Annotated in this window: 5 protein-coding genes; 1 reads left to right on the forward strand and 4 read right to left on the reverse strand. The window is 68.2% G+C overall.

Annotated elements, in window-relative coordinates; all coding sequences use genetic code 11:
• The coding region (locus ACLQ6X_RS13660; RefSeq protein WP_411700702.1) for an HAD family hydrolase at positions 1 to 561 on the reverse strand (561 nt) is incomplete at its 3' end.
• Positions 558 to 1,826, reverse strand: coding sequence for a serine--tRNA ligase (gene serS / locus ACLQ6X_RS13665; protein ID WP_411700703.1), 1,269 nt, complete (start codon positions 1,824 to 1,826; stop codon positions 558 to 560). The genes serS and ACLQ6X_RS13660, both read right to left, overlap by 4 nt.
• A gap of 64 nt (positions 1,827 to 1,890) precedes the next feature.
• On the opposite strand from serS, the gene ACLQ6X_RS13670 reads away from it, so the two are divergent.
• On the forward strand, positions 1,891 to 2,880 hold the full coding sequence (locus tag ACLQ6X_RS13670; RefSeq protein WP_411700704.1) for a diacylglycerol/lipid kinase family protein: 990 nt from the start codon (positions 1,891 to 1,893) through the stop codon (positions 2,878 to 2,880).
• Positions 2,881 to 2,952: 72 nt separating this feature from the next.
• On the opposite strand, the gene pheA is transcribed toward ACLQ6X_RS13670, so the two are convergent.
• The gene (pheA, locus tag ACLQ6X_RS13675; protein WP_411700705.1) at positions 2,953 to 3,891 is read right to left on the reverse strand and encodes a prephenate dehydratase; all 939 of its coding nucleotides are present in this window, start codon (positions 3,889 to 3,891) and stop codon (positions 2,953 to 2,955) included.
• Positions 3,892 to 3,927: 36 nt separating this feature from the next.
• Positions 3,928 to 5,217 carry a hypothetical protein gene (locus ACLQ6X_RS13680; protein WP_411700706.1) on the reverse strand — a complete coding sequence of 430 codons (1,290 nt, stop codon included), beginning with the start codon at positions 5,215 to 5,217 and terminating at the stop codon, positions 3,928 to 3,930.
• Positions 5,218 to 5,616 lie beyond the last annotated feature (399 nt).

The following is a 5,616-nucleotide window of genomic DNA, read 5'->3' on the forward strand; positions in this document are numbered from 1 at the left end:
CCAGCCCACGTTGTAGCTCACCTTGTGCAGGCCCATGCGTTCGACGACCGAGAGGAAGTCTTCGATGTCGTGCTCGGGCGAGATCACGACGACGCGGGTGGCGTCGTGCACGAGAAGCTCGTCGAACTCAACCTTGATACTCGAGGCGCCGAGGGTGCCGTCGGGGAAGTAGCCGGTGAAGCGGTAAAGCCCCTCCTCGTCTTCGACCGCGTAGTGCGCGGCGTCGAGGTTCGACTTGATCGTCGTGAGCACCTCGCCGGGGTTGAAGGTCTCGACGATGTGGCGCGAGTAGCCGAGCGGTGCGTCGGCGTCGCGCTTCAGCGTGATCGCGCCGTTCGAGCAGACCAGGTAGTCGGGGGTGATGCCGAGCCTGTCGAGCACTGGCAGGGTCATGGCGACCGAGCGGCCCGTCGCGAGCATGACCTCGTGGCCGAGGGCGCTCGTGCGTGTGACCTGCTCGAGCACGTCGTCGCCGAGGGTGCCGTCTTCGTGCAGAACCGTGCCGTCGATGTCTAGCGCGACGAGCCAGCGGTCGGTCGTCGCCGTCTGGTCGGTCGTCATTTGGCGACCGGTTCGAAGATCTCGAGACCGCCGAGGTAGGGCCGTAGGGCCTCGGGAACCACCACGGAGCCGTCGGCCTTCTGGTGCGTCTCGAGGATCGCGACCAGCCAGCGGGTGGTGGCGAGCGTTCCGTTGAGGGTGGAGACGGGCGTCGTCTTGCCGTTCTCGCCGCGGAACCGGATGTCGAGGCGGCGCGCCTGGTAGGTGGTGCAGTTGCTCGTCGAGGTGAGCTCGCGGTAGGTGCCCTGCGTGGGGACCCAGGCCTCGATGTCGAACTTACGGGCGGCGCTCGAGCCGAGGTCGCCGGCAGCGACGTCGATCACGCGGTAGCTGAGACCGCAGGCCTGCAGCATCGCCTCCTGGAATCCGACGAGCTTGTCGTGCTCGGCCTCGGCGAGGTCGGGGTGCACGTAGCTGAACATCTCCAGCTTGTTGAACTGGTGCACGCGCAGGATGCCGCGGTTGTCCTTGCCCGCCGACCCGGCCTCGCGGCGGTAGCAGGTGCTCCAGCCGGCGTAGCGCAGCGGGCCGTCCGACAGGTCGAGGATCTCGTCGGAGTGGTATCCGGCGAGCGCCACCTCGCTCGTGCCGGTGAGGTAAAGGTCGTCGGCCGGCAGGTAGTAGATCTCGTCGGCGTGCTCGCCGAGGAAGCCGGTGCCGGCCATGATCTCGGGTCGCACCAGCGTGGGCGTGATCAGTGGGACGAAGTCTTCGGCGAGCGCCTTGTCGAGCGCCATGTTCATCAGCGCCAGCTCGAGACGGGCGCCGACCCCGCGCAGGAAGTAGAAGCGGCTTCCGCTCACCTTGGTGCCGCGGGTGATATCGATCGCCTTGAGCATCTCGCCGAGTTCGGCGTGGTCGCGGGGCTCGAAGTCGAAGCTCGCCTTCTCGCCCACCTCGCGCAGCGTGGTGAAGTTCTCTTCGCCGCCGGCGGGCACGCCGTCGATGATGGGGTTGGCGATCGCACCGACGATGCGGGTGAACTGCGCCTCGGCCTCGACGGTCGCCTGCTGGGCGGCCTTGACCCGCGCCGCGAGCTCCTGCGCTTGGGCCACGAGCGCGCGCTTCTCGTCTTTCGGGGCCGCGGCAACCGTCTTGCCGAACACGTTCTGCTCGGCGCGCAGGTTCTCGAATTCGCCGATCGACTCGCGGCGGCGGGAATCGGCGGCGACCGCGTCATCCACCAGGGACACCGACGCACCACGCGCCTCCTGCGAACGACGGAGGATTTCGGGGTTTTCGCGCAGAATCTGTGGATCAATCACTCGCCCAGTCTACTTTCAACCGGATTCCAAACGTCATCGCCAGCGTTGCCGTACCGTGAGAGCCGTGCCCACCCCGAAGCGATCGCCGAACCGTCGCGCCGCGGTCATCTACAACCCGCTGAAGGTAGACGTTCTCGCCCTCGAGACCGCCGTCGCCTCGGCCGCGAAAGAGGCCGGTTGGCACCGCACCCTGTGGTTCGCGACGACGATCGACGACGCCGGGCAGCTGCTCGTCGCCGAGGCGATCACGCGCGGCGCCACCCTGGTGATGGCCGCGGGCGGCGACGGCACGGTGCGGGCGGTGGCCGAGGGGCTGCGTGACACCGGGGTCCCCTTGGCGCTGCTGCCCTCCGGCACCGGGAACCTGTTGGCGCGCAACCTCGACATTCCGCTCGGCAACCTCGCCGAGACCGTCGCCCTCGCCTTCTCCGGGGTCGACCGCATGATCGACCTCGGCCTCGCGTCGATCGTGCGCGACAACGGCGACGCCGAGGAGCACGTGTTCCTCGTGATGGCGGGCCTCGGCCTCGACGCGAAGATGATCGCGAAGACCAGTCCGAAACTCAAGAAGGCCGTCGGCTGGCTCGCCTACGTCGACGCCATCGGCCGCTCCCTGCCCGAGATCAAACCCGTGAAGCTGCGCGTGAGCGTCGACTCCGAACCGGCGCGCAGCGTGAACGTGCACACCATCATCATCGGCAACTGCGGCAAACTGCCGGGCGGCATCCTGCTCATCCCCGACGCGAAGCCCGACGACGGGCTGCTCGACTTCGTGGCGCTTCGCCCGCGCGGCCCCTTCGGCTGGATCAACGTGTGGAACAAGCTCGCCTGGGAGAACGGCGTGCTGCGCAAGAGCGCCCTCGGCCGCCGCATCATCGACCTGTCGCGCGACGTGAAAGATGTCGTCTACTTCACGGGCAAAGACCTGCGGATGACCGTGGAGACACCGCAGCAGTTCCAGCTCGACGGCGACGAGTTCGGCGAGGCGAAGTCGGTGCACGCGTGGGTCGACCCGGGCGCGCTCACGGTGCGGGTGCCCGCCGGCTCGTTCTAGCGGGCTGAGTAGGCCGCCCGCGGCCGCGCCCTGTCGGTTGAGTAGGCCGCCCGCGGCCGTATCGAAACCCCGCTAGTTCATCAGCCCGTTCAGCCATTCGCGCGCCTCGAGGAAGCTGTCGTCGCCGTAGCGGGTCGACACCTCGATCGGCAGCTTGTCGGCGCGCGCGTAGCTGCCGAGGAAGATCACGTTGGGGCTGAACCGCTTCAGTCCGAGCAGGGCGTCGGCGACCCGCTCGTCGTGGATGTGCCCGTCGAGGTCGATGATGAAGCGGTACCGGCCGAGGGCGTCGCCGATCGGACGCGACTCGATCAGGCTCATGTTCACCCCGCGGGTGGCGAACTGCTCGAGCATCTCCAGCAGGCGTCCGGCCTTGTCGTCGGGAAGCTCGGCGATGATGCTCGTCTTGTCCGAGCCGGTGCGGTCGGGCACCGCCACGGTGCGGCTCACCAGCACGAACCGGGTGACGGCGTTCGGGTTGTCGCCGATGTCGGTCGCGAGCACCTCGAGGTCGTAGTGCTTCGTGATGCCGGGGGGCGCGACCGCAGCGTTGGCGTGGTCGTTCAGCAACAGGTTCGCGGCCGCCGCCACGTTCGAGCTGGCGGGGATGTGGCCGTGGCCGGGAAGGTTCTTGTCGAGCCAGAGGTGCGTCTGGCCGTAGGCGACCGGATGCGCGTTGACGATTGAGACGTCGGCCCGCGTCGTTCCCGGGCGGGCCACCAGAACGAAGTTGACGGGAACCAAAAACTCCCCCACGATGCGCAGGTCGGGGATGGTGGCCAGCGCGTCTTGCGTCGCGCTCACGCCACCCTCGATCGAGTTCTCGATCGCGATCATGGCGGCGATGCTGCGCCCGGCGACCACGTCGTTCAGCGCCTCACCCACATTGTTCACCGGGTGCCAGTTCTTGCCCTGCGCCGCGGTTACCTGCGCGAGCGCCGCCTCGGTAAACGTGCCGGCCGGGCCGAGATAGCTGTAGGTCTCGGCGGGGGCGTGGGCGTCAGCGGGCATGGTCACGAGTTTAGGGTGTGACGTCAGCGACGGGCCTCAGTAGTCGTCGCCGGCGACGCACGCGCTCTGAACGACAAACCGCACCGTGCCGTCTTTGTCTTCCAGTGACATCCCACGGATCGCGGAGTCCGCTCCGCCGGTCGCCACGACGTGGGCGCTACTCTTCGGCTCGTCGAGGGTGAAGCCCTGGGCGAGCCATTCGTCGCGCACGCGGGCGAACCCGCCCGGCAGGTCGTCGACGAGAAACCAGACCTCGAAGCTCACGGCCCCTCCCGCCAGATTGCCGCAGCCGCCGATGAACACCGGAAAGGTCGTCGTGCCCGCGGGGATTGCCGGGTCGTCGATCGGGCCGACCACGGCGATCGTGCCGTCGACCTGCGCCTGGCCCGCCGCCGTGATGTCGGCGAGGGTGAATAGCGTCGTCGCTTCCTCGGGCGGCGCGGGTTCGACGACCTCTGCGGGCGGCGCCTCCTGCAGGTCGGGAAGAGCGGGCTCTGCGGGAAAGGACGGCGCGCTACCGGCCCGGTCTTCCATAGGGGCGAGGCCCGCGATGCCGAGCGACGCCGCGAGAAAGAGCGCCCCGACCACACCTAGCGCGGCTACAACCGTGCCGGTCGTTCTGTTCGGGGTGAACCTCACGCCGACAACGAGCAACGGCGCGGCCACCGAGGCGACGACGATCAGAGCCATAAGACCCTGAACCGGCGCCCCACTGTCGGGTTGGCCACCCCAGCCCCGCCAGTAGGGGTCGGCGATCAACACGATCGACTGCGCGAAAGCGGCGGTTCCGAGCGCGAACCCGACGAGCAGCAGCCGCCATGACCAACGCTCGCGCGCCGAAACCGGGTCGTCCGCGGAGGGCTCGTCGAGAGACGTCCATGCGATGCGCGCGGCTACACCCGCCGTGATCGGTGCCACGATCAGTGTCACCACCCATACCCACGCCAGGTCGCGAAGCGGCGCGTACAGCATCCCCACGGCCACGAGCGCTCCCGCCGAGCCGAGCGCCGCGCCGACGGACGCCGCCGTCCTGCCCGCGCGCTCGGTCGGGCGCGGCAGCCGCGCGGCGGCCTCGAGAGCCACGACGGCGAGTGCGGCACTGACGAAACCCGCCGCCGCGCCAACGACACCGCCGACGAACGCGGCCGGAATCAGGGCGTAGAGCGCGAAGACAAGCACCTCGAGGCTGCCGACGAACGCCGAGATCACCGCGCCCACCACGATCGCGAGCAGGCCGCCCACCACCCCGCAGACCGCGCCGAGGAGGGTGCCGCGCACGAGAGTTCGCGACGGGGCGAGCCGCGGAAGGTCGCCGGTCGTCGTCATCCACTCACGTTATGCCGCTCTACCGTCCACGGCATCCGTCGCAGTGATGACCGCCGCTCGCCGAGCGCGACACGCAGGTCGTCACGATCATGATGAGCGGCGGCTACAACGCCTGAACGCCGCATTTTCGATTTTCGCGGTTCAGTTCGCGCTGAATATCAACACGAACTGAACCATCGTTTTCGAGGATCCGAAATTCTCGAGCCGGGATCGGCCAGCGAGCGCTGGCGATCAGCCCGCGACATCCGAAACTTCGAGTGCAAGACTTAGCAGCATGACAACACGTGCCGGTCAGCCCGCCCAGGAATCCGATCTCATCAACGTCGAAGAACTCGTCGCCGCATATTTCAGCAAGGTTCCGGATGTCACGAACCCCGACCAGAAGGTCGTGTTCGGCAC

It is taken from the genome of Conyzicola sp., from assembly GCF_046714715.1.
Taxonomy (GTDB): domain Bacteria; phylum Actinomycetota; class Actinomycetes; order Actinomycetales; family Microbacteriaceae; genus Conyzicola.

Coding starts and splice junctions, on each gene's coding strand:
- pheA (WP_411700705.1), bottom strand. CDS start 3,891: ATGCCCGCTGACGCCCACGCCCCCGCCGAGACCTACAGCTATCTCGGC.
- ACLQ6X_RS13680 (WP_411700706.1), bottom strand. CDS start 5,217: ATGACGACGACCGGCGACCTTCCGCGGCTCGCCCCGTCGCGAACTCTC.